The 23,111-nt window shown below is 49.3% G+C and carries 16 protein-coding genes; 13 read left to right on the top strand and 3 right to left on the bottom strand.

The genetic code is table 11. The features are described from left to right. Positions 1-152: 152 nt before the first annotated feature. Entirely contained in the window at positions 153-632 is a 480-nt protein-coding gene (locus PGS38_RS14280; RefSeq protein WP_270476387.1) for a COG2426 family protein, read from the bottom strand. A 278-nt stretch (positions 633-910) separates the two neighbouring features. Here PGS38_RS14280 and hisH point away from each other — a divergent pair, with 278 nt between their 5' ends. From hisH to PGS38_RS14260, 4 genes are read left to right on the top strand one after another with little or no spacing between them, the layout of a single operon-like run. Continuing rightward, entirely contained in the window at positions 911-1,528 is a 618-nt protein-coding gene (hisH, locus tag PGS38_RS14275) for an imidazole glycerol phosphate synthase subunit HisH (RefSeq protein WP_118640248.1), read from the top strand. A gap of 3 nt (positions 1,529-1,531) precedes the next feature. Next, a complete protein-coding gene (hisF, locus tag PGS38_RS14270; RefSeq protein WP_118640249.1) occupies positions 1,532-2,293 on the top strand; it encodes an imidazole glycerol phosphate synthase subunit HisF in 762 nt (253 codons plus the stop codon). Positions 2,294-2,312: 19 nt separating this feature from the next. After that, positions 2,313-3,005, top strand: a complete 693-nt coding sequence (locus tag PGS38_RS14265; protein ID WP_117509201.1) for a uracil-DNA glycosylase — start codon at positions 2,313-2,315, stop codon at positions 3,003-3,005. Beyond that, positions 3,002-4,624, top strand: a complete 1,623-nt coding sequence (locus PGS38_RS14260; RefSeq protein ID WP_118640250.1) for a putative polysaccharide biosynthesis protein — start codon at positions 3,002-3,004, stop codon at positions 4,622-4,624. The genes PGS38_RS14265 and PGS38_RS14260 overlap by 4 nt, the downstream gene beginning before the upstream one ends. 104 nt (positions 4,625-4,728) lie before the next feature. On the opposite strand, the gene PGS38_RS14255 is transcribed toward PGS38_RS14260, so the two are convergent. Further along, the gene (locus PGS38_RS14255) at positions 4,729-8,982 is read right to left on the bottom strand and encodes a 2-hydroxyacyl-CoA dehydratase (RefSeq protein WP_118640251.1); all 4,254 of its coding nucleotides are present in this window, start codon (positions 8,980-8,982) and stop codon (positions 4,729-4,731) included. A 257-nt stretch (positions 8,983-9,239) separates the two neighbouring features. Here PGS38_RS14255 and tgt point away from each other — a divergent pair, with 257 nt between their 5' ends. The 8 genes from tgt (at position 9,240) to PGS38_RS14215 (ending at position 18,118) form a co-directional block, all read left to right on the top strand. After that, entirely contained in the window at positions 9,240-10,376 is a 1,137-nt protein-coding gene (tgt, locus tag PGS38_RS14250) for a tRNA guanosine(34) transglycosylase Tgt (protein WP_118640252.1), read from the top strand. A 123-nt stretch (positions 10,377-10,499) separates the two neighbouring features. After that, positions 10,500-10,844: a preprotein translocase subunit YajC gene (gene yajC, locus PGS38_RS14245; RefSeq protein ID WP_117509198.1), complete on the top strand. Its 345-nt coding sequence runs from the start codon at positions 10,500-10,502 to the stop codon at positions 10,842-10,844. Then, positions 10,816-11,064, top strand: coding sequence for a hypothetical protein (locus PGS38_RS14240; protein WP_117509197.1), 249 nt, complete (start codon positions 10,816-10,818; stop codon positions 11,062-11,064). The genes yajC and PGS38_RS14240 overlap by 29 nt, the downstream gene beginning before the upstream one ends. A 63-nt stretch (positions 11,065-11,127) precedes the next feature. Continuing rightward, on the top strand, positions 11,128-12,213 hold the full coding sequence (leuB, locus tag PGS38_RS14235) for a 3-isopropylmalate dehydrogenase (protein WP_117801683.1): 1,086 nt from the start codon (positions 11,128-11,130) through the stop codon (positions 12,211-12,213). 30 nt (positions 12,214-12,243) lie between these two features. Continuing rightward, a complete protein-coding gene (gene ilvD / locus PGS38_RS14230) occupies positions 12,244-13,905 on the top strand; it encodes a dihydroxy-acid dehydratase (protein WP_117801682.1) in 1,662 nt (553 codons plus the stop codon). 95 nt (positions 13,906-14,000) lie between these two features. Then, positions 14,001-15,689 carry a biosynthetic-type acetolactate synthase large subunit gene (gene ilvB, locus PGS38_RS14225; RefSeq protein WP_118640253.1) on the top strand — a complete coding sequence of 563 codons (1,689 nt, stop codon included), beginning with the start codon at positions 14,001-14,003 and terminating at the stop codon, positions 15,687-15,689. 183 nt (positions 15,690-15,872) lie between these two features. Beyond that, positions 15,873-16,955 carry a 3-phosphoserine/phosphohydroxythreonine transaminase gene (gene serC, locus PGS38_RS14220; protein ID WP_118640254.1) on the top strand — a complete coding sequence of 361 codons (1,083 nt, stop codon included), beginning with the start codon at positions 15,873-15,875 and terminating at the stop codon, positions 16,953-16,955. Beyond that, positions 16,955-18,118, top strand: coding sequence for a phosphoglycerate dehydrogenase (locus PGS38_RS14215; protein ID WP_118640255.1), 1,164 nt, complete (start codon positions 16,955-16,957; stop codon positions 18,116-18,118). Before serC ends, PGS38_RS14215 begins: the two co-directional genes overlap by 1 nt. A gap of 282 nt (positions 18,119-18,400) precedes the next feature. On the opposite strand, the gene cysS is transcribed toward PGS38_RS14215, so the two are convergent. Next, a complete protein-coding gene (gene cysS / locus PGS38_RS14210) occupies positions 18,401-19,849 on the bottom strand; it encodes a cysteine--tRNA ligase (RefSeq protein WP_118640256.1) in 1,449 nt (482 codons plus the stop codon). Positions 19,850-20,833: 984 nt separating this feature from the next. Here cysS and PGS38_RS14205 point away from each other — a divergent pair. Continuing rightward, positions 20,834-23,047 (top strand): ABC transporter substrate-binding protein, encoded by a 2,214-nt coding sequence (locus PGS38_RS14205; protein WP_270476386.1) that lies wholly within the window; start codon positions 20,834-20,836, stop codon positions 23,045-23,047. Positions 23,048-23,111 lie beyond the last annotated feature (64 nt).

The following is a 23,111-nucleotide window of genomic DNA, read 5'->3' as shown; positions in this document are numbered from 1 at the left end:
AACAGAATTCGATCCGGAAAAACGTGAACAGGAAACAGCAGGGAAAATTTCTGTTAGAAAAAAGTTATACAAAAACAGCCGCACAGATCGGAAAAACAAATCTGTGCGGCTGTAAGCCAAATTTTATGGAATTGAAACGGAATCAGAGCCGTTTACGTCAGAAGCGCTCCAATTGCCCCGAATACGCCGGAACTTGCAAGCAGCATGATGACGCTTGCGAGGAGAACACCGCCCATGACGGCGAGAACGCTGGTCTTAAAGTCCATATCGAGGATACTTGCGGCCAGTGTGCCGGTCCATGCGCCGGTTCCCGGGAGCGGGATGCCGACGAAGAGCAGCAGGGCGAGCGGAAGTCCGCGACCGGCTTTTGCTTTCAGTTTTTCCCCGCCTTTTTCGCCTTTTTCCAGACACCAGGTGAAGAATTTTCCGATATACTTTTTATCACATCCCAAGACAAGAACCTTTCGAGCGAACAGGAAAATAATCGGAACCGGAAGCATATTTCCGATGACGGCGATCAGATAGGCCGGAAGCGTCGGAATATGGAAAGCTACCGCGTACGGAATCGCACCACGCAGCTCGATGAGCGGAACCATGGAAATCAAAAATACAATCAGATATTTGGTAATCATATACACCTCTCGTTTTTCACAAAATGTTATCGTTTCTTAGTGCAACGCTCTTATTGTAGCGTGATGCCCGCCATTTGTCCAGTATAAAAAGAAAGAAAGGAGCGGGAGTAAAAGAAATCTTAAGAATTTCTGCATTTTTGTATAATTTTATAACCTTCAAAATTTGAATTTTAGAAAACGGTATGTTAGAATGAAGTGTACTGTTTGCAAAAGAACAGCAGAGATGCCCCCAATGACAGGGGGCGTGGACTGAAATAACAAACGAGGAGGACCCACCTATGATTGCACTGATCGACTATGATGCCGGAAATATAAAAAGCGTGGAAAAAGTCTTTCAAAGCCTTGGAAAAGAGGTTGTACTGACCAGGGATCCAGACGTGTTAAAACGCGCAGATCACGTCGTTCTGCCGGGTGTCGGCAGCTTTGGAGATGCGATGGAAAATCTGAACCGCTATCATCTGGTACCGGTTATTCATGAAATCGTAGAAAAAGGGACTCCGTTTCTTGGAATCTGCCTCGGACTTCAGATCCTGTTTGAACGCAGCGAAGAGAGCCCGGGCGTTGCAGGCCTTGGCCTGTTAAAAGGAGAAATTCTCCGGATTCCGGACAAAGAGGGCTTAAAGATTCCGCACATGGGCTGGAATTCCATCCATCTGCAGAACGGTGGACGCTTATTCAAAGGCATCCCGCAGGAATCGTATGTTTACTTTGTCCACTCCTACTATCTGAAAGCAGAAGAGGAGGAAATTGTAAAAGCAACGACAGAGTACAGTACACACATCCATGCATCTGTGGAAAAAGGAAATCTGTTCGCCTGCCAGTTCCACCCGGAAAAGAGCTCAGATCTTGGGCTTGCCATTCTGAAAAACTTTGCGGAAATTGGAGAGGAGGACTGACGGATGTTTACAAAACGAATTATCCCATGCCTGGATGTAAAAAACGGAAGAGTCGTAAAAGGTGTTAATTTCGTCGATTTAAAAGATGCCGGCGACCCGGTGGAGATCGCAAAAGCGTACGACAAGGCAGGAGCCGATGAGGTTGTTTTTCTTGATATCACGGCCTCCTCCGATCAGAGAGGAACTGTTGTTGATATGGTGCGCAAAGTAGCAGCAAACGTTTTTATCCCGTTCACCGTCGGCGGCGGAATCCGTACCGTGGATGATTTCAAGATGCTGCTCCGCGAAGGAGCCGATAAAATCTCGATCAACTCCTCTGCCATCAACAATCCGCAGCTCATCCACGACGCGGCACAGAAATTCGGCAGCCAGTGCGTGGTCGTTGCGATCGACGCCAAGAAAAGAGCGGAGGGAAGCGGCTGGAATATCTATAAAAACGGCGGCCGCATCGATGTCGGCATCGATGCCGTTGCGTGGGCAAAAAAAGCAGAAAGCCTTGGCGCCGGAGAAATCCTGCTCACCAGCATGGACTGCGACGGAACAAAGGCGGGATACGATATCGAGCTGACAAGAACGATCGCAGAGAGCGTCGGCATCCCGGTCATCGCATCCGGCGGCGCAGGAACGCTGGAGCATTTTTATGATGCCTTAACCGAAGGAAAAGCCGATGCTGCACTTGCCGCATCTCTGTTCCACTACAAAGAACTGGAAATTCGTGAAGTCAAAGAATATCTGGCAGGCCGCAATGTGCCGGTCCGCCTGTAAAAGGAAGGGAGAAAACGATATGCCGCCTCTTAGCGGAAGCTGGGCCAATGCCCTGAAAGGAGAATTCTCCAAAGATTATTATAAAAAACTGTTTCAGACGGTGGGAGCGGAGTACAAAACCCACACGATTTACCCGCCGGCTGATGATATTTTCAATGCGTTCCACTTTACCCCACTTGAGCAGGTAAAAGTAGTCATCTTAGGCCAGGACCCGTACCACGAGCCGGGACAGGCACACGGACTCTGCTTTTCTGTAAAACCGGAAGTAGACATTCCGCCGTCCCTGGTCAACATTTATAAGGAACTCGAAGACGATCTGGGATGCTACATCCCGAACAACGGCTATCTCGAAAAATGGGCACGGCAGGGTGTTCTGATGCTGAACACGGTGCTGACTGTGCGTGCGCATCAGGCAAATTCCCACAAGGAAATCGGCTGGGAGCAGTTCACGGACGCGGCAATCAAAGTGCTCGCCGGGCAGGACCGCCCGATGGTCTTCATCCTCTGGGGACGTCCCGCACAGCGCAAAAAAGAGATGATCCACAATCCAAAACATCTGGTGCTGATGTCCGCTCATCCGAGCCCGCTCTCTGCATACCGCGGATTTTTCGGCAGCCATCCGTTTTCCAGAACGAACGAATATCTGGAAGAAAACGGTCTTGCGCCGATTGACTGGCAGATCGAAAATGTAATCCGGGGAGCGAAAGAATGAGTAAAAAGAAAAATACGTTACTGAGAAATACTTCTATCTTGATGGCTGCAACGATTATCTCGCGTGTGATCGGTCTTTTATACCGGTCGCCGCTCGGCGAAACCATCGGAAATGAGGGACTTGGTTATTACAGTACAGCGAGCAATCTGTATACGATCCTGCTGCTGATCTCGTCCTACAGTATTCCGATGGCAGTATCGAAAATCGTATCCGAACGCCTAGCATTAAAAGAGTACCGGAACGCACACCGCGTTTTCCGCGGAGCCCTCCTTTATGCCGTAATCGTGGGAGGAATCGCTGCACTGGTGGCGTTTTTCGGCGGAAAATTCCTTCTGCCATATAACCAGCAGAATGCCATCCTGGCCCTGCGCGTACTGGCACCGACCATCTTCTTCTCGGCGATTCTCGGCGTCCTGCGCGGCTATTTCCAGGCCCACAGCACGATGATGCCGACTTCGATTTCACAGATCATCGAGCAGATATTCAACGCTGCTTTCAGTATCGGTGCAGCCTGGTTCTTTATCCAGCAGTTTGCGACAAATGACACCGAGCGTGCGAAATTCGGTGCTGCCGGCGGAACCCTCGGAACGGGAGCCGGTGTGCTGGCAGGCCTTTGCTTTATGCTGCTCGTTTACGGGGTAAACCGGAAAAGCATTCTGCGAAAAGCAGCCAAAGACACACGCCACCGCGAAGAATCCTACCGCGAAATCTTTCAGGTACTCTTTCTGATGGTAACACCGGTCATCTTCACGACCTTTATTTATAACTGTAACGCTTACCTGGACAACTATCTGTTCTTTACCATCCTCGGATGGCACGGCGAAAACCAGAAAGCGCTGAACGCTGCATACGGCGAGTTTTCCAACTATTACGTTACGCTGATTAACGTCCCGCTTGCCATGGCAAGCGCATCCGCATCTGCGATGATGCCGGAGGTGTCTTCCTGCTACGCAACCGGTGACCTCGACGAGGCAAACGACAAAATTCTGGAAACGATCCGCCTGACCATGTTCATCTCCATTCCGGCTGCCGTCGGCCTTGGAGTTCTGGCATTCCCGATTACAGGCGTTCTGTTCCCGTCAAGCTCAAGCCTTTCCGGCAAACTGCTGATGATGGGTGCCGTATCGGTTGTCTTTTCTGCACTGTCCACCATTACCAACAGTGTACTGCAGTCGATCGGGCAGCAGAAGAAAGCCCTGCACAATGCGGCAATTTCCCTTGGGATGGATCTTATCGTTCTGGCGCTGATCCTTGCAGTTTTCCCAAAGACAAACATTTATGCTGTCGTCTTTGCGGGAATTCTGTTCTCCCTTAGCATGTGTGTATTGAATAACCTTTCGATCCGCAAGCACCTGAACTTCCGCAATGAGTTCAAAAACACGTATGTAAAACCATTGATCGCCGCTGCCATCATGGGTGTTGTAACCTGGGTTGTTTATTATGGCCTGTTCGCCATCACAAAACGCCCGTCGATCAGTATGCTGGCCGCAATTCTGATCGCAATCGTGGTATACCTGATTGCTTTCGTAGTCGTAACCGGCACAACCGAAGCCGAAATGCGCCGCATGCCAATGGGAACCAAACTGGTAAAAGTTCTCCGTATCCTGCGGATTTACTGATAAAAACAGAAGATACACCTTAACAAAGAAGACCCCGGTCGGAAAACATGAAAAACTGTTTTCCGACTGGGGTCTTTTGAAATGAAAAAGGATTATGTAATTTTTTACGCGTTTTTCTCTCCGTCAAGTTCCTGTTTCAGGTTCTTGTTCGCGGTAGAAAGCATCAGCTTAATACGGTTCAGCTGGTTAACCTCCGAAGCGCCTGGATCGTAGTCAACTGCCACGATATTTGCCTTCGGATACTCCTTGCGAATGGCTTTAATAACACCTTTACCGACAATATGATTCGGCAGGCACGCAAACGGCTGGATGCAGACGATATTGTAAACGTCGCTGTGGATCAGCTCCATCATCTCGCCTGTCAGGAACCATCCCTCACCTGTCTGGTTACCACAGGAAACAATCGGAGAAGCATACTTCGCCAGATCCCGTACATCAGCCGGCGGATCAAAGTGTTCGCTCTTCTTGAACTCTGCAACTGCCGCGCTCCGCAGCCAGTTGATCAGCTTAATGCCCGTATTTCCGAGCATCGAAGAGCTCTTCTTGAATCCAAGGTGCTCTACCTTGAAATTCGTATTGTAGAAGCAATAGCAGAAGAAATCGATCAGATCCGGCACAACCGGCTCGGCGCCTTCGCTTTCGAGAAGCTCCGCCAGATGGTTATTGGCCGCCGGAAGGAACTTAACCAGAATTTCGCCGACAATACCGACACGCGGTTTTTTCTCGTCCGTAATCGGAATATGGTCAAAGTCGCGGATCATCGTGCGGCAGATCTGTTTAAACCGGGTATGGCTCAGGTGTTTGGAAGAAATGAAATCAATACAGATTTTCTCCCATTTTTTGTGAATCCGGTCTGTTGTACCCTTCTTCTGCTCATAAGGACGCATCCGGTAAATACATTTCATCATGATATCGCCGAATTCTGCCGCATAGCAGAGACGGATCGCAAGATCCGGTGTAATCTTAAAGCCCGGATTTTCTTCCAGACCGCTTAAGTTAATGGAGATTACCGGAATCTGTGTCATATCGGCTTTCTCCAGGGCACGGCGGATAAATCCGATATAGTTCGAAGCACGGCAGCCGCCGCCGGTCTGGCTCATGATGACAGCCACTTTGTTCAGGTCATACTTGCCGGAGAGCAGCGCCTGCATAATCTGTCCGACTACCATCAGAGACGGATAGCAGGCATCGTTGTTAACGTATTTCAGTCCGACATCAACCGCCTCTTTGTTGTCGTTCGGAAGCACTTCCAGATTGTATCCGGCTGCGTTGAACGCCGGCTGCAGAATCGAGAAGTGGATCGGTGACATCTGCGGGCAGAGGATGGTGTAGTCTTTCCGCATTTCTTTCGTGAAGACCGGTTTCTGGATCGAGGACGGAAGAATCTCGCGTACCGCCTGTTTCCGGTCATGTGCACGGAGGGCAGCGAGCAGAGAGCGGACACGGATTCTGGCAGCGCCGAGGTTGTTGACCTCATCAATCTTCAGGCAGGTATAAATCTTGCCGCTTCTGGTCAGAATCTCATAAACCTCATCGGTGGTAACGGCGTCGAGACCGCAGCCGAACGAGTTCAGCTGAATCAGGTCAAGATCGTCGCGTGTCTTTACATAGTTTGCAGCTGCATACAGACGGGTGTGGTACATCCACTGGTCATTGACACGGAGCGGACGCTCGAGCGGTGCCAGATGGGAAACAGAGTCCTCCGTCAGCACGCACAGTCCGTAGGAGTTGATCATATCCGGGATACCGTGATGGATTTCTGGATCGATGTGGTACGGACGGCCGGCAAGCACGATGCCTCTGCGGCCGGTTTCTTTCATATACTGAAGCGTTTCCTCGCCTTTTTTCTGCATATCGCGTCTTGCAGCGCCAAGCTCTTCCCATCCGGCATGAACAGCAGCACGGACTTCATCCTCCGGCAGACCGGAGAACTCTTTGACAAGACCATCGGCAAGCACCTTTTCACTCGTAAACGCAAGGAACGGATTGCGGAACGTAATGGAATCGTCCTGCAGCTCGTCCACGTTGTTTTTGATATTTTCCGCATACGAGGTAACGATCGGGCAGTTGTAGTGGTTGATGGCTTCCGGGAACTCGGTGCGCTCGTACGGGATACACGGGTAGAAGATGAACTTCACACCGTGGCGTAAGAGCCAGGTCACATGGCCGTGCGCCAGTTTGGCCGGATAGCACTCGGATTCACTTGGAATCGACTCAATACCGAGCTCGTAGATCTTGCGGCTCGAGGTCGGAGAGAGTACCACGCGGTATTTCAGCCGCGTAAAGAAGGTGTACCAGAACGGATAATTCTCAAACATATTGAGGACTCTCGGAATGCCGACCTCTCCGCGGATCGCTTCATCCTGCGGCAGCGGCTGGTAGCCGAAGATCCGTTTGTATTTGTATTCGAACAGGTTCGGAATATGATCTTTGTTTTTCTCTTTTCCGATACCGCGCTCGCAGCGGTTTCCGCTGATGTACTGACGGCCGCCGGAGAATTTGTTGATGGTCAGACGGCAGCTGTTCGTACATCCCTTACAGTTTGCCATCGTGGTCGAATATTTCAGCTCGTTGATCTTTTCAATGGAGAGCATCGTGGTCTCCTGATCGGCGGAGTAGCGCTCTCTTGCGATCAGCGCCGCACCGAACGCACCCATGATGCCGGCGATGTCCGGGCGGATGGCTTCGCAGTTGGCGATCCGCTCAAAGCTTCGGAGAACAGCGTCGTTGTAGAATGTACCGCCCTGTACGACGATGTGGCGTCCCAGCTCGGTGGCATCCGAAACTTTAATTACCTTATATAATGCGTTTTTAATAACGGAGCAGGCAAGTCCGGCAGAAATATCGGCGACGGATGCGCCCTCTTTCTGCGCCTGTTTTACCTTGGAATTCATAAATACGGTACAGCGGGTACCAAGATCGATCGGGTGTTTTGCAAACAGCGCCTCATGCGCGAAATCCTGCACGCTGTAGTTCAGGGACTGCGCGAACGTCTCGATGAAGGAACCGCAGCCTGAGGAACATGCCTCGTTCAGCTGTACGCTGTCTACGGTGCCGTTTTTGATCTTGATGCACTTCATATCCTGGCCGCCGATGTCGAGAATACAGTCGACTTCCGGATCGAAGAATGCGGCAGCGTAATAATGGGAAATCGTCTCTACCTCACCCTCGTCCAGCATCAGTGCAGCTTTGATGAGCGCCTCGCCGTAACCGGTCGAACAGGACCAGGCGATCTGTGCGGAATCCGGCAGTTTGGAGTAGATCTCCTGGATCGCGCGGATCGATGTGCCGAGCGGATTTCCGTGGTTGTTGCTGTAGAAGGAATAGAGAAGAGCACCATCTTCGCCGACGAGAGCAGCTTTGGTCGTCGTGGAACCGGCATCAATACCGAGATAGCAGTTTCCTTCGTAGGTGGAAAGATCGGCGGTCACGACGTTGTTGACACTCTGGCGCGCCAGAAATTCGTCATACTCGGCCTGATCTTTAAACAGCGGCTCAAGACGGGCAACCTCAAAATCGATAGCAACTTTCTCTTCGAGCCGTTTTTTCAGTGCGAGAAGGGAAATTTCGGTTTTTCCGTCTGCATTCATCGCAGAACCGATGGCTGCAAACAGGTGGGAGTTGTCCGGTACGATTGTATGCTCGTCATCCAGTTTTAAGGTACGGACGAATGCTGTCTTTAATTCCGAGAGGAAGTGCAGCGGGCCGCCGAGAAAGGCAACGTGGCCGCGGATCGGTTTACCGCAGGCAAGACCAGAAATGGTCTGGTTGACAACTGCCTGGAAAATGGAAGCGGAAAGATCCTCTTTTGTTGCACCGTCGTTGATGAGCGGCTGGATATCGGTTTTTGCGAATACACCGCAGCGTGCTGCGATCGGATAAATCGCCTGGTAATGCTTCGCGTATTCGTTGAGTCCGGTTGCATCGGTCTGCAGAAGAGAAGCCATCTGGTCGATGAACGAACCGGTGCCGCCGGCGCAGATACCGTTCATACGCTGCTCCACATTGCCGCCTTCAAAATAGATGATCTTGGCATCCTCACCGCCGAGCTCGATGGCAACGTCGGTCTGCGGAGCGAGTGCTTTTAACGAAGTGGAAACCGCGATAACTTCCTGCGTGAACGGGATGCCGAGGTGGTTGGCAAGAGCAAGTCCGCCGGAACCAGTGATGACCGGCTGCAAGGTCAGTTCGCCCAGCTTTTCGTGTGCTTCCCCGAGCAGGTGGGCAAGGGTTTCCTGAATGTTTGCAAAATGGCGCTCGTAATCGGCAAAGAGAAGCTGGTTCTCTTCGTCGAGGATCGCAATTTTAACAGTGGTGGAACCGATGTCGATTCCGAGAGTATATTTTTTATCAGTCATGAATCAAACTCCTTTTATAATAAGAAACAATCTCAACCCATTATACGACAAAAAATAAGGAAATACAATTGGAAAAAAGGCGATGTCTTATGAAAAAAGTATAAAGCCCTTGTGAAAAATGGAGAAACCAGGAGGGAAAAAGGCAGAAAAAAGAAAATTCAGGCATTGTCAAAAACGGGTTTTGCCTGTATACTAAAAATAGTATGCCCTGTATGAAAAACAGGCGGCAGGGATCATGAGAAAGGATGAAAAGCGTTATGTATAAAATTCTGAAAATGGAAGGAAGAGCGAAGCGCGCCCACATGGAAACCGTGCACGGCAATATCGAGACGCCGGTATTCATGAATGTCGGAACCGCGGCAGCGATCAAGGGAGCCGTTTCCACTGAGGATCTCCAGCAGATCGGCACGCAGGTAGAGCTCTCCAACACGTACCACCTCCACGTGCGTCCGGGCGATGAGGTTGTAAAGAAGATGGGCGGACTCCACAAGTTTATGGTCTGGGATAAACCGATCCTGACCGACTCCGGCGGATTCCAGGTATTCTCTCTTGCAGGCCTTCGGAAAATCAAGGAGGAGGGAGTTTATTTCCACTCCCACGTAGACGGAAGAAAGATCTTCATGGGACCGGAGGAGAGTATGCAGATTCAGTCCAACCTGGCATCCACGATTGCGATGGCCTTCGACGAGTGCCCATCGAGTGTGGCGGACCGCCGTTATGTGCAGAATTCCGTGGACCGTACGACAAGATGGCTGCAGCGATGCAAGGATAAAATGCAGGAACTGAACCAGAGAGAGGATACCATCAACAAGCACCAGCTGCTGTTTGGTATCAATCAGGGAGCAATCTATGAAGATATCCGTATCGATCATGCAAAACGGATTTCCGAGATGGGTCTTGACGGATATGCCGTCGGCGGTCTTGCGGTAGGAGAGACACACGAGGAGATGTATCATATTCTCGATGAAGTGGTTCCGTATCTGCCAAAAGAAAAACCGACATATCTGATGGGTGTCGGAACACCGGCCAATATTCTCGAGGGTGTAGAGCGCGGCGTTGATTTCTTCGACTGTGTATATCCGAGCCGGAACGGACGTCACGGTCACGTTTATACAAATCATGGAAAAATGAATTTGTTCAACCAGAAATACGAATTGGATCCGCGTCCGATCGAGGAAGGCTGCCAGTGCCCGGCGTGCCGTCACTACAGCAGAGCCTACATCCGTCATCTGCTGAAAGCAAAAGAGATGCTCGGCATGCGGCTCTGTGTTCTGCACAACCTGTATTTCTACAACAATATGATGACAGAAATCCGGACCGCGCTGGACGAGGGCAATTTTGCTTCCTACAAACGGGCAAAACTCGCAGGATTTGAGGAATACGACAAAAAGTAATCGGGAAAGTATGAAATCTTTGGAAAATATCCGAAAAAGACTTGCCCATCGGTTCCGGATTGTGTATTATGATAGGTGTGTCTAAAGAACGGGATGTACTCTCGAATAACAGGAGGAAAGAAAATGTTTTTAGCAACAACAACAGCAGCAAACAGCGGTGTGATGAGCACTGGTATGTTAATTATGTGGCTGGTCATCATGTTCGGTATGATGTATTTCTTAATGATCCGCCCGCAGAAGAAAGAGCAGAAAAAACTGCAGGCAATGCTGAATGACCTCGCAGTCGGCGATGCAGTCATCACAACAAGCGGTTTCTACGGCGTAGTCATCGATATCACAGACGACGATGTCATCGTAGAGTTCGGAAACAACAAAAACTGCCGTATCCCGATGCGCAAAACAGCCATCACAGAGGTTGAAAAACCGGAGACAGCAGTCGTTGAAGAGAAAACAGAAAAGAAAAAATAATTTCACACGGCGAAAAGCCAGGAAAAACGCAGGTATTCAAAAAGAACGAATGCCTGCGTTTTTTTCGCCCCCGAAACTTCTTCGGCGGAACACGGCGAAAACGGGGAAAAATGCCGCGTATTTTTCTTTTAAATGGCAAAAAAGCAAAAAGATTATTGCGTTTCGTCCGATGCAAAGAAATTTCGTGTTGAAATTACCGGAAAAATGGCGTATAATTTAGAAATGCTATAGACGCAGAGAAAATAGAACGGTTTTTCAGCCGGAAGAAAAGAGGGAGAAAGATATGGAATACCGTATTGGATTAATTCACGGTGACGGAATCGGACCGGAAATTGTAAAGGAAGCAAAAAAAGTTCTGGACGCTGTCTGCGAGAAATATGGACATAAGTTTGAATATACCAACCTTCTGCTGGGCGGAGCCTCCATTGATGTGCACGGCGTGCCGCTGACAGATGAAACCATAGAAGAAGCAAAGAAATGCGACGCTGTCCTGATGGGCTCCATCGGAGGAGATGCAAAAACATCCCCATGGTACAAATTAAGCCCGGACAAGCGCCCGGAGGCAGGACTCTTAAAAATCCGGAAATCGTTAGGTCTGTTTGCAAACCTGCGTCCGGCTTACCTGTATCAGGAATTGAAAGATGCCTGCCCGTTAAAAGAAGAGATCATCGGCGAGGGCTTCGACATGCTGATTATGCGTGAGCTGACCGGCGGCCTGTACTTTGGAGAGCGCAGCACTGTAGAAGAAAACGGCATCCGGAAAGCAACCGATACGCTGACCTACAGCGAGACCGAAATCCGCCGCATTGCAATCCGTGCATTCGACATCGCCATGAAGAGAAAGAAAAAAGTAACGAGTGTAGATAAAGCAAACGTTCTCGATTCCTCCCGTCTGTGGAGATCCGTGGTAGAGGATGTTGCAAAAGATTACCCGGAAGTTACCTTAGAGCATATGCTGGTCGACAACTGTGCGATGCAGATCGTCCACAATCCGTGCCAGTTTGACGTCGTTCTGACCGAGAACATGTTCGGAGATATTCTTTCCGATGAGGCAAGTATGGTAGCAGGCTCGATCGGAATGCTTTCTTCCGCCAGCCTGAACGAGACAAAATTTGGTCTGTACGAGCCAAGCCACGGCTCTGCACCGGACATCGCAGGAAAGAACATCGCAAACCCGATTGCAACGGTTCTGTCCGCAGCCATGATGCTCCGCTATTCCCTGGATCTCGATCAGGAGGCAGAGGCAGTCGAAAATGCTGTACAGAAAATTTTAAAAGACGGATACCGCACCGTAGACATTATGTCTGAGGGATGTACCCAGGTATCTACATCCGAAATGGGAGATCTGCTGGTAAAAGCACTGGCATAAAACTGTAAGATAAGAAAAGAGGAAAAAATCATGAGAAGTGATGCTGTAAAAAAAGGAATCGCACAGGCGCCACAGCGTTCTCTGATGCGTGCGCTGGGTCTGACCGAAGAAGAAATGAAAAAACCGCTCGTAGGAATTGTAAGCTCCTACAATGAGATCGTACCGGGTCATATGAACCTGGATAAAATTACAGAAGCTGTAAAAATGGGCGTTGCCATGGCAGGCGGAACACCGATCGTGTTCCCGGCCATTGCAGTCTGTGACGGTATTGCCATGGGCCACATCGGAATGAAATATTCCCTCGTTACCCGTGACCTGATCGCCGATTCCACCGAGTGTATGGCAATGGCTCACCAGTTTGATGCACTGGTATGTATCCCGAACTGTGATAAGAACGTACCTGGCCTTTTGATGGCAGCAGCAAGAGTCAATGTTCCGACCGTATTTGTCAGCGGCGGTCCGATGCTTGCCGGCCATGTAAAAGGTGAGAAGAGAAGTCTTTCCAGCATGTTCGAGGCGGTTGGATCCTACGCAGCCGGAACTATGACAGAGGAAGATGTTTATGATTTTGAGTGCAATGCATGCCCGACCTGCGGTTCCTGCTCCGGTATGTACACGGCAAACAGCATGAACTGTCTGACCGAGGTTCTCGGCATGGGCTTGAAAGGAAACGGAACGATTCCGGCCGTATATTCCGAGCGTCTGCGCCTGGCCAAGAGAGCCGGTATGCAGGTTATGGAGCTGTTAAAACAGAATATCCGTCCAAGAGACATTATGACAAAAGAAGCATTCTTAAATGCTCTGACCGTCGATATGGCACTTGGATGTTCCACCAACAGTATGCTGCATCTGCCGGCCATCGCGCATGAGGCAGGCGTAGAGCTGAATCCGGAGATGGCAAATGCCATCAGTGAGAAGACCCCGAACCTCTGCCATCTGGCTCCGGCAGGATACCACTACATCGAGGAGCTGAACGAGGCCGGCGGTGTTTATGCCGTTATGAACGAGCTGAATAAACTAGGACTTCTGCACACCGAGTGCATGACCGCAACCGGAAAGACCGTTGGCGAGAATATCAAAGGCTGTGTCAACAAAAACCCGGAGATCATCCGTCCGGTAGAAAATCCATACAGCAAGACCGGCGGTATTGCTGTCCTGAAAGGAAACCTGGCACCGGATACCGCAGTCGTCAAACGTTCTGCCGTTGTACCGGAGATGCAGGTTCACGAAGGACCGGCCAGAGTCTTCGACTGTGAGGAGGATGCCATCGAGGCAATCCGCGGCGGCAAGATTGTGGCAGGCGACGTTGTTGTCATCCGTTATGAGGGACCAAAGGGAGGTCCTGGTATGCGTGAGATGTTGAATCCGACCTCTGCGATTGCAGGTATGGGACTTGGCTCTTCCGTAGCTCTGATTACAGACGGCCGTTTCTCCGGCGCATCCCGCGGTGCATCCATCGGCCATGTCAGCCCTGAGGCAGCAGAAGGCGGTCCGATCGCGCTCGTTGAGGAAGGCGACCTGATCCGCATCAATATTCCGGAGCACAAGCTGGAGCTTGCCGTATCGGATGAAGAGCTGGCACGCAGAAAAGCTGCATGGACTCCGAGAGAGCCGAAAGTAACCACAGGCTATCTGAAACGCTACGCAAAGATGGTTTCCAGCGCAAATAAGGGAGCCATTCTGGAGTTCTAATAGAAAAAAATCATATCAGCCGTCCGAACGTGCATTTTCATCGGATGGCTGATTTCATACACAAAGCCAAAAGATAAGGAAGGAATCATACAGACATGGAATTAACTGGATCACAGATTGTTATTGAGTGCCTGAAGGAGCAGGGCGTGGACACCGTGTTCGGCTATCCGGGGGGAACGATTTTGAATATCTATGATGAGCTTTACCGTCATCCGGAAATCCACCACATCCTGACCTCCCACGAGCAGGGTGCTGCCCATGCGGCAGACGGGTATGCGCGTGCGACCGGAAAAACAGGCGTATGTATGGCAACAAGCGGCCCTGGCGCGACAAATCTTGTCACTGGAATTGCAACTGCCTACATGGATTCTACCCCGATGGTAGCCATCACCTGCAACGTAGGAAAGGCACTGCTTGGAAAAGACAGCTTTCAGGAGATTGACATTGCAGGCGTTGCGATGCCGATCACAAAATACAGCGTGATCGTAAAAGATATCACGGTTCTCGCAGACACGCTGCGCCGTGCGTTTTCGATTGCAAAGAGCGGAAGACCGGGCCCGGTTCTGGTGGATATCACGAAAGATGTCACGGCGGCAACGTATGAATATGAGCCAAAGACACCGGAAGCAATCGCACCGTCTACCGAAAAAATCACAGAAGAAGGACTGGATCACGTTGTATCTCTGATCCGGGAGTCGAAAAAACCGTATATTTTCGTGGGCGGCGGCAGCATCATCTCCGGTGCGGCCGAGGAAGTGCGTGAACTGGCACACCATATACAGGCGCCGGTCTGCGATACCCTGATGGGAAAAGGCGCTTTTCCGGGAACCGATAAGCTGTACACCGGTATGCTCGGTATGCACGGAACAAAAACATCGAACTATGGCGTGACGAAGTGCGACCTGCTGATCGTGCTCGGTGCAAGATTTTCCGATCGTGTCACCGGAAACGCCGCAAAATTTGCAAACAATGCAAAAATCGTTCAGATCGATGTAGATGCGGCAGAAATCAACAAGAATGTTGTTGTCGAGTCGAGCATCATCGGAGACGTCAAAGAAGTCTTAAAACGCCTGAATGCGAAGCTGGAGCCGATGCATCATGACGAGTGGATTGCCGAAATCGAGGCAATGAAAGAAAAATTCCCGTTAAAGCATGAAGAAGGCCTTACCGGACCGTTCGTGATCGAGGAGATCTATAAGGCAACCGACGGCCAGGCTGTCATCACGACCGATGTCGGACAGCATCAGATGTGGGCGGCGCAGTATTATCGGTATACGAGCCCGAGAACCCTTTTAACCTCCGGCGGTCTTGGAACCATGGGATTCGGTCTTGGAGCTGCCATGGGCGCCAAAATGGGACGCCCGGACAAAACCGTTATCAACATCGCAGGCGACGGCTGCTTCCGCATGAATATGAACGAACTGGCAACCCTTTCGAGACACAACATTCCGGTGATCGAAGTCGTTGTCAACAACCATGTACTCGGTATGGTACGCCAGTGGCAGACACTGTTCTATGGAAAACGGTATTCCAACACTGTTCTGCAGGATCAGGCGGACTTTGTCAAGGTTGCTGAGGCGCTCGGCGTAAAGGGCATCCGCGTGACGAAGAAAGAGGAGATGGGACCTGCCATCCGTGAGGCGATTGCGAGCGGAAAACCGGCACTGATCGACGTATGGATCGACTGCGATGAAAAAGTATTCCCGATGGTTCCGGCCGGAGCACCGATTGAGGATGTCTTCGATGCAGAGGATCTGGCAAAAAAGGAACAAGAAAAGGATTGACATATTTCTAACAAAGAGGTATCATAGTTTCAACGTGGTAAAGTAATACCGTATTACCATATGAATTGCAGACTTGTAAGAAAAACTGCAATACAGGTACAAACGATTACAAGGAAAACCACCGGCATAGGAACGGTGGTTTTCCAGTAATATAAAGTAGCAAGAGAAACAGGAGGATGAAAAATGAGCAGAGTTTATAATTTTTCCGCAGGACCGGCAGTTCTGCCAGAGGAAGTGTTGAAAGAAGCCCAGGAGGAAATGCTGGATTACCGCGGATGCGGCATGTCCGTCATGGAGATGAGCCACCGTTCCAAAGTATTCCAGAATATCATCGATGAGGCAGAAGCAGACCTTCGTGACCTGATGGGAATTCCGTCAAATTACAAAGTTCTGTTTCTTCAGGGCGGTGCCTCCCTGCAGTTTTCCATGATTCCGATGAACCTGATGAAAAACGGTGTCGCTGATTACATCGTAACGGGACAGTGGGCAAAGAAAGCATATGCAGAGGCGCAGAAATACGGAAAGGCAAACAAAATTGCCTCCTCTGAGGATAAAACATTTTCCTACATCCCGGACTGCAGCGATCTTCCGATCAGCCCGGATGCCGATTATGTTTATATCTGTGAAAACAACACCATTTACGGAACCAAATACAAAAAACTGCCGAATACCAAGGGCAAAACCCTGGTGGCAGATGTCTCCTCCTGTTTCCTCTCCGAACCTGTTAATGTCTCCGATTACGGCATCATCTACGGCGGTGTCCAGAAAAACATCGGACCTGCCGGAATGGTCATCTCCATTGTCCGTGACGATCTGATTACCGACGATGTCCTGCCGGGAACACCGACCATGATGAAATTTAAAACGCATGCAGATGCCGGCTCTCTGTATAACACGCCGAACTGCTACTGCATCTACATGTGCGGCAAAGTGTTCAAATGGCTGAAGAAAATGGGCGGACTGGAAGTCATGAAACAGCGCAACGAAGAAAAAGCAAAACTGCTGTATGATTTCCTGGATCAGAGCAAGCTCTTCAAAGGAACCGTTGTACCGGAAGACCGTTCTCTGATGAACGTTCCGTTTATCACCGGAAATGCAGATCTGGATGCCAAATTCGTCAAAGAGTCCAAAGAAGCCGGACTTGAGAACCTGAAAGGTCACCGTACCGTCGGCGGTATGCGTGCAAGCATCTACAATGCAATGTCGAAAGAAGGCGTAGAAGCACTCGTAGCCTTCATGAAAAAGTTCGAGGAGGAAAATCTCTAATGTTTCAGTATCATTGCTTAAATCCGATTGCAGGCGTAGGCCTTGCAAATTTTAATGAAAACTATCAGCAGAGTGAAAGCCTGGAGGGAGCCGATGCGGTTCTCGTCAGAAGTGCAGCCATGCACGGTATGGAGCTGCCGAAAAGTATTCTTGCCGTAGCAAGAGCAGGAGCCGGTGTCAATAACATTCCGCTTGCCGACTGCGCAGAGCAGGGTATCGTTGTATTCAACACACCGGGAGCCAATGCAAATGGCGTCAAAGAGCTGGTGCTTGCCGGCATGCTGCTTGCATCCCGCGATATCGCAGGCGGTATTGAGTGGGTGAAGAGCGACAAAGAAGACGGCGACATTGCAAAGACAGCAGAAAAACAGAAAAAGAAATTTGCCGGCTGTGAGATCAGCGGAAAGAAGCTCGGTATCATCGGACTTGGCGCGATCGGTCAGCTTGTAGCAAATGCAGCAACCCATCTTGGCATGGAAGTATACGGATACGATCCGTACATTTCTGTCGATGCGGCATGGAATCTGTCCCGTGACATTCATCATATCCAGAACGTGGAAGATATCTACCGTACCTGCGATTATATCACCATCCATGTTCCGCTGATGGACAGCACAAAAGGTATGATTAACAAGGCAGCGATCGATGAGATGAAAGACGGCGTGGTTCTTCTGAACTATGCAAGAGACCTCCTGGTTGATGAGGATGCTGTTCTGGAAGCATTAAAGGCCGGAAAAATGAAAAAATATGTGACTGACTTTGCGAACCCGAAGGTAGTCGGCGCAGAGGGAACCATCGTTACTCCGCATCTTGGAGCATCGACCAAAGAATCCGAAGATAACTGTGCTGTCATGGCAGTTAAAGAAATCCGTGATTTTCTGGAGAACGGAAACATCAAAAACTCCGTCAACTTCCCGAACTGTGATATGGGTGTATGCACAGGAGCAGGCCGTGTGACCATCTGCCATAAGAATATTCCTGGTATGCTGGGTGCATTTACCACCGTTATGGGTAACGCCGGTGTCAACATTAGCGACATGACAAACAAAGGTAAAGGCGATTACGCTTACACCATGATGGATCTGGAAAGCGAAGCAACAGAAGAGATCGTAAAAGCGCTGGAAGCAGTAGACGGCGTGTTAAGGGTTCGTATTATTAAATAAAGAAACAGCCATCCGAAAGAAACAAAAAAGGCGGTATCCGGAAAATGGATGCCGTCTTTTTTTCGATGCCCTGCATCCGAAGGAAGCCGCAAGCAGCAGGTGAAAAAGCATAAAAAAGAGAACTGCCGCATCAGAGCAGTTCTCTTTGGAAGAAGTTTAATAGAAAGTGCAGCCGCGTTTTCACAGGTAATATACTGGTCGGTTGTTGCTTTCAGCACATGAAATTCCCTGTTTCCTTCGTAGGAAATGAAGAAGAAAATCAGAGTTCCTCTTTCGTGCAGATCAGATCCGTTTCCAGACGGCTCCGCCGCGTACATCAGCAACTTCAATGCCCTGGGATTTCAGGTCATCGCGGATTTTATCTGCTTCTGCAAAGTTTTTGGCTTTTTTTGCCTCATATCGTTTCAGAACAAGAGCATCAATTTCCGGATCTCCTTCGCCGGTAATCTGATAGCCGGACGCGGTGGAAGCAGAAGTTGTCTTTGCAGCCTCTTTTCTCTTCGCATCTGCATGAGCGAGAAGGGAAAGACCGAGTACCTGATCGAAACTGTCGAGAAGCGCCAGCTTTGCAGCATCATGCATGTCTGCTTTTAACACATCGTACAGCGTTGTGATGGCAAGCGAGGTGTTGAGGTCGGCATCGAGCGCTTTCTGGAATTTCTCTTTTAAAGCAGTCATAGAAGCTTCCTCGGCCGGTCCGTCTTTCGGGTCTAAAGCGGCGATGCGGGCGATCAGCTTGTCGTAGGCAATTTTGGCGTTGTCCAGGTTTTCCCAGGTGAAGACAAGCGCCTTACGGTAATGGGACTGGAGGCAGAAGAAACGGTAGACGAGAGGATCATAACCTTTTTCCTCAAGAAGAGAAACGGTTAAAAACTCACCTTTCGATTTCGACATCTTTCCAGTCGATGTATTCAGGTGATGCACATGGAACCACTGCGGGCACCAGGCGTGGCCGAGGTAGCTTTCGGACTGTGCGATCTCGTTCGTGTGGTGCGGGAATGCATTGTCTACGCCGCCGCAGTGCAGGTCAAGGTATTCGCCATTGTATTTCATGGAGATACCGGAGCACTCGATGTGCCATCCCGGATAACCGACGCCCCACGGGGAATCCCATTTCAAGGCCTGGTTCTCAAATTTGGATTTCGTAAACCAGAGAACGAAATCATTTTTGTTGCGTTTGTTTGTATCTTCCTCTACGCCCTCACGCACACCGACCGCGAGGTCATCCTCGTCGTGATCGTTGAACACATAGTAGTGGTCGAGACGGCTGGTGTCAAAGTAAACATTTCCGCCGGCAAAGTAAGCGTAGCCGGTGTCCATCAGTTTTTCAATGATTTTGATATATTCGTCAATGCATCCCGTTGCCGGCTGTACGACATCCGGGCGCTTGATGTTCAGCTTTTTGCAATCCGCAAAGAATGCATCGGTGTAATACTGTGCGATTTCCATGACTGTTTTGTGCTCGCGCTTTGCACCTTTGACCATCTTGTCCTCGCCGGTGTCCGCATCGGAGCTTAAATGGCCGACATCGGTGATGTTCATGACACGGTTGACGTCGTAGCCTTCATAGCGGAGTGCCTTTTCCAGGACATCCTCCATAATATAACTGCGCAGGTTTCCGATGTGCGCAAAATGATAAACGGTAGGTCCGCAGGTGTACATTTCTACACGGCCCGGTGTGTGTGTCAGGAATTCAGCTTTTTTATGGGTTGCAGAATTATAAAGATACATAAAAGAAGTCTCCTTTTTTCTTTTCGTGCGGATACGGATGCAGAAGTGATGATACACAAGAAAGCAAAAAAGCGTCTGCTGTATCCGACAAGGATATCAGAGACGCCGCGTGCGGTGCCTGTTTTCCGTGTACTGCACTGGTTCCTTATTAAAATTAATATTAGCAGGATTTTTTTTTGATGTCAATAGTCCGGAGACTGTCGAAGACAAAAAGTAAGAAAGTGTTACTGTTCACACGCTACTATCCCGCGAGGCGTTTTGGCATGAATATGTCAAAATCCCGAGACATACAGCGCGAATTTATGCGGTTAGCATAAATTCTGTGCATCGCGAAGCGTGTTACTGAGAACGGAGTGAACAGTAACAAGAAAGTGATTTCGGTGTGAGCGGTCTTCATGGAAGGCTTTGCTTTGTAAAAGAAGGAAACGAAAGTAAAAAACGAAAGTAAAAAACGAAAGTAAAAAACAGTATGACGCTCTTAAATAAGAAGAAATGTGATTTTCAGAAGTCTGTTTTTGCGTCCGGCAGGATTCTTTCCCGGAGCAAAATCTGAAACAAATACAAAAAGACAGTGCTGCAGAACGCAAATGGAAAGAAACAATTATTTGTGTAATCTTTTTTTATTATAAAACCGAAGAATACAGGAAAATAGAAAAACAGCATCAGAACAATACCCAAAAAGAGGAAAATAGAGGATTTTGATGACTTTAAATGCAGTTTATACACTTTTCTCCTGCATCGGATATTGACAAACAGAGAGAGTTCTGGTTATAATGAACCCAGTTGTTTTTGGACAAACGGACAAATGTACGGGCATGAGGGATGAAGAAAACAAATCTTGTTGGACGCATCTCCTTTTTGTACTATTCGTTTTGATGTGGTAAAGTGCCAAAATGAAAAACGGTGGAATGGCGAAGCCGTTCCGGTAAATGTCCGGATGATGCAAAAACAACGCGAATCCATGAAAGGAGTTAGGAAGAAATTATGAAAAGAAAAATTGTAAGCGCATTACTTGTTATGAGTATGACTGCAAGCCTGGTTGCCTGTGGAAATTCCGGCAGCGGAAGTTCTGATCCGGCGGATGAGAGTGTAAGCGTAAGCAGCAGCGCATCTTCCGAAAGCAATGCAAGCGCATCTGCAAGCAGTGAGAGCGAAGCCGAGGCAGAGGAGTCCGAAATGCCGGAAGGATACGATGAGACCAGCACAGAGCTCTATAACGAGGCACTGGGCGATTTCAACGATGCACTTGCTACTGCAAAGGAAGCAGAAACGGTGGATGAGAGATATGCCCTGATGGCAGTTGCCGAGGGAAAACTGATGGAGTCCGCCATGATGTACCCGCTCACCTCAAGAGGTGGTACGTACGCGATGTACAGAATGGCTCCGCGCACCAAGGACTATACCCTTTGGGGAAGCGATAAAGACCGTTATCATCAGTATGTTGTAACAACTGACTTTATCAAGGCAGAAGATTACAACGAGATGAGAGCAAAATGGGATGAGCTTAAAGGAACAGGAACCTATGAGAGCTGGGTAAAAGAATATCTGGCAGGAAAAGGTTACACCTTAAAAGACAGCTTCTCCATGCCGTATGCGAGCGATCCGGTAACATGGGACGGACTTGCAACTTCCCGTGCGGCAGATACCGATGCGATCATCAATACCTATGACGGACTGATGGAGTACGATGTAGAGGAAACTCTGCAGCCGGCACTGGCAGAATCCTATGAAGTATCTGATGACGGACTGACCTATACCTTCCACCTTCGTAAAGATGTAAAATGGACCGATTCCCAGGGACGTGAAGTGGATACTGTAAAAGCAGATGACTTCGTGGCCGGAATGCAGCATATGTGTGATGCACAGGGCGGTCTGGAATACCTGGTACAGGGCGTGATCAAAAACGTATCCCAGTACATCAGCCGTGAAGTTACCGATTTCGACGAGGTTGGTGTAAAAGCTGTTGATGACTATACCGTAGAGTACACACTGGAAGAGCCATGCAGCTACTTCATGACCATGCTTGGCTACACCATCTTCATGCCGATGAGCAGAAGCTACTATCAGTCCCAGGGCGGTAAATTTGGTGCTGAGTACGATTCCTCCGCAGCAGATTATCAGTACGGAAAAGATTCCAACTCGATCGCATACTGCGGACCGTACCTGGTAACCAACGCTACAGCGAAAAATACCATCGTATTTAAACTGAGCGATTCTTACTGGAACAAAGACAACGTAAACATTAAAACCCTGACCTGGCTGTTCAATGACCAGTCTGATGTTACCAAAATGTACACAGATGCAAAAGCAGGTACCGTTGACTATGTAAACCTGAACACCTCCACTATGGAGACAGCAAAATCCGAAGGTCTGTACGACCAGTACGCAGTAGTTTCAGATACCGATGCTACTTCTTTCATGGCATTCTACAATATCAACCGTACTGCGACTGCAAATGCCAACGACGGAACAACAGCAAAGAGTACAAAGTCTGACGAAGAAATCCAGAGAACGAACAAAGCACTGCAGAACGTTCACTTCAGAAGAGCGATCAGCTTTGCAGCAGATCGTGGCGCTTACAATGCACAGCAGGTTGGCGAGGATCTGAAGTATACTTCCCTTAGAAATACCTTTACCCCGGGATATTTCGTAAGCCTGTCAAAAGACACTACCATTCAGATCAACGGAACCGACACAACCTTCCCGGCAGGCACCTACTATGGTGAAATCGTACAGAAACAGATCGACGCCGACGGCGTGAAGATCAAAGTATGGGATGCCGAAAACAAGACCAGCGATGGCTTTGATGGATGGTACAATCCGGAAAACGCAGTAGAAGAACTGAATACCGCAATCGAGGAGCTCGCAGAAGAGGGCATCACCATCGATGAGAGCAACCCGATCCAGATGGAATATCCATATCCGTCTGCAGTAGAAGTTTACACCAACAAAGCAAACTCCTACAAGAAATCAGTAGAGGCTGCCCTTGGCGGAAAAGTTGTGATCAATCTGGTTGATGCCGTAGACCTGGATGGATGGTACTATGCAGGATACTATGCAAACTATGGTTATGAAGCAAACTACGACGTATACGATGTCTCCGGATGGGGTCCGGACTTTGGTGATCCGTGCTCTTACCTGGATACCATGCTTCCGGACTACGAAGGATACATGACCAAATGTTTCGGTATCTTCTAATTTTGGAAAAGGTAAAATTGGAAAGATCAGAACAGTTGAAAGCCAATGAATAAACCGGCAGGGG

The organism is Fusicatenibacter saccharivorans (genome assembly GCF_027667425.1).
In the GTDB taxonomy this organism is placed as follows: domain Bacteria; phylum Bacillota; class Clostridia; order Lachnospirales; family Lachnospiraceae; genus Fusicatenibacter; species Fusicatenibacter saccharivorans.
Note: the sequence above shows the minus strand (reverse complement) of the source record. Positions and strands in the feature narration are given on the sequence as shown.

Bases quoted from the DNA above. Each gene is read 5' to 3' on its own strand.
- hisH (WP_118640248.1), top strand. From the start codon at position 911: ATGATTGCACTGATCGACTATGATGCCGGAAATATAAAAAGCGTGGAA.
- cysS (WP_118640256.1), bottom strand. From the start codon at position 19,849: ATGTATCTTTATAATTCTGCAACCCATAAAAAAGCTGAATTCCTGACA.
- hisF (WP_118640249.1), top strand. From the start codon at position 1,532: ATGTTTACAAAACGAATTATCCCATGCCTGGATGTAAAAAACGGAAGA.
- PGS38_RS14265 (WP_117509201.1), top strand. From the start codon at position 2,313: ATGCCGCCTCTTAGCGGAAGCTGGGCCAATGCCCTGAAAGGAGAATTC.
- ilvD (WP_117801682.1), top strand. From the start codon at position 12,244: ATGAGAAGTGATGCTGTAAAAAAAGGAATCGCACAGGCGCCACAGCGT.
- ilvB (WP_118640253.1), top strand. From the start codon at position 14,001: ATGGAATTAACTGGATCACAGATTGTTATTGAGTGCCTGAAGGAGCAG.
- tgt (WP_118640252.1), top strand. From the start codon at position 9,240: ATGTATAAAATTCTGAAAATGGAAGGAAGAGCGAAGCGCGCCCACATG.
- PGS38_RS14205 (WP_270476386.1), top strand. From the start codon at position 20,834: ATGAAAAGAAAAATTGTAAGCGCATTACTTGTTATGAGTATGACTGCA.
- yajC (WP_117509198.1), top strand. From the start codon at position 10,500: ATGTTTTTAGCAACAACAACAGCAGCAAACAGCGGTGTGATGAGCACT.
- PGS38_RS14280 (WP_270476387.1), bottom strand. From the start codon at position 632: ATGATTACCAAATATCTGATTGTATTTTTGATTTCCATGGTTCCGCTC.
- PGS38_RS14215 (WP_118640255.1), top strand. From the start codon at position 16,955: ATGTTTCAGTATCATTGCTTAAATCCGATTGCAGGCGTAGGCCTTGCA.
- PGS38_RS14255 (WP_118640251.1), bottom strand. From the start codon at position 8,982: ATGACTGATAAAAAATATACTCTCGGAATCGACATCGGTTCCACCACT.
- PGS38_RS14260 (WP_118640250.1), top strand. From the start codon at position 3,002: ATGAGTAAAAAGAAAAATACGTTACTGAGAAATACTTCTATCTTGATG.
- leuB (WP_117801683.1), top strand. From the start codon at position 11,128: ATGGAATACCGTATTGGATTAATTCACGGTGACGGAATCGGACCGGAA.
- serC (WP_118640254.1), top strand. From the start codon at position 15,873: ATGAGCAGAGTTTATAATTTTTCCGCAGGACCGGCAGTTCTGCCAGAG.